Source organism: Dermacoccus abyssi (genome assembly GCF_003515945.1).
Lineage (GTDB): Bacteria > Actinomycetota > Actinomycetes > Actinomycetales > Dermatophilaceae > Dermacoccus > Dermacoccus abyssi.
Window position 1 is genome coordinate 1 of sequence record NZ_QWLM01000045.1, and the last position, 1,453, is coordinate 1,453.

1 protein-coding gene is annotated in these 1,453 nt (G+C 64.5%); it reads left to right on the forward strand.

Annotation, left to right across the window (positions count from 1 at the left end; all coding sequences use genetic code 11):
- Positions 1–237: 237 nt before the first annotated feature.
- A complete protein-coding gene (locus D1832_RS15020; protein ID WP_118915190.1) occupies positions 238–1,440 on the forward strand; it encodes an IS30 family transposase in 1,203 nt (400 codons plus the stop codon).
- The last annotated feature ends 13 nt before the right edge of the window (positions 1,441–1,453 follow it).

Consider the following 1,453-nt stretch of genomic DNA (forward strand, 5'->3'; position numbering starts at 1 on the left):
TTCTAGCAGTCCTCGCAACACCCAGACTTTTTGGGAGTTGCGAGGACTGTGTCGGTTGGCGGGGTGAAGGCAGCGTTCTTGGCTGCGATGGATGCCCATGATGGGAACGTGTCGGCTGCTGCTCGCGCGGTCGGTGCGAATCGGAACTCGGCGTACGCGTGGGCGCGCCAAGCGGGCCTTCGCGGGCGTGGGAAAACCGGGACCGGTCCGCACCCGCGCCGTGGTGAGTACGACCTGTTGCGTGCTCGTGGAGTCTCGCGCCGGGAGGCTGCCGCCCTGGTCGGGGTGCATGCGCGCACAGCTCATGACTGGGATCGGGGGATTCGTAAGATCGGTCATAGCCGCCTGCACTCCGATGGGCGCCTGGTCGACTATCGCACTGGTACGACGACGATGGTCGGCATGGACACCTTGACGCCGACGTTGGCGGCGTTATCACGGCCCCTGCACCCGCGATACGTGACGCTCGAAGAGCGGGAGAAGATCGCGGACATGCGCCGGGAGGGAGCATCATTGCGCACGATCGGGCGCGCACTGGGACGGCCTGCGTCCACGATCAAACGTGAGATCGACACCTACACCGATGAGGCGGGCCGCTATCGCCCGTATGCCGCGCACCGGGCGTGGACGCAGTCGCGGGCCCGTGCGAAGGAAGCGAAACTCGCCCAGCCGGGTCGGCTGCGTGACTACGTGATCGCGAAGTTGGGTGTGAAGTGGTCGCCCGAGCAGATCCACAATGTCTTGATCAAGGAATTTCCTGACGATGAGGACATGCGGGTGAGCACCGAGACGATCTACCAAGCGATCTACGTGCAAGCCCGCGGCGGATTGAAGCGTGAAGTCACAGCGGCGTTGCGCACGGGCCGCGCCCGCCGCCGCCCGCACCGCAGCCCGGATCAGCGCGCGAGCCGGTTCGTTGATCCGATGGTCATGATCAGCGACCGGCCACCCGAGGTCGCTGATCGTGCGGTGCCCGGGCATTGGGAGGGCGACTTGATCATCGGAAAGGATGGCGCGTCAGCGATCGCGACACTGGTGGAGCGTCACACCCGGTATGTGATGCTCGCTCACTTACCCGGTGGCGCGCATGACGCGTTGACCGTCAGGGACGCGCTCATCGCGACGATCGGTGGGTTGCCACAGCATTTGCGGGCGTCGTTGACGTGGGATCAGGGCGCGGAGATGGCGTTGCACAAGCAGTTCAGCATCGCGACCGGCACCAACGTGTACTTCTGTGACCCGCATTCACCGTGGCAACGCGGCAGCAACGAGAACACGAACGGATTGCTGCGTCAGTACTTCCCAAAGGGCACTGACCTGAGCGTGCACGGGCCCGCCGAACTGGAACTCGTCGCTGCCGAGCTCAACGGGCGCCCACGCAAAACGCTCAACTGGGACAACCCAGCCGAGCGCCTGCGTGATCTACTTCAAACCACGTGATCAATCAGGTGTT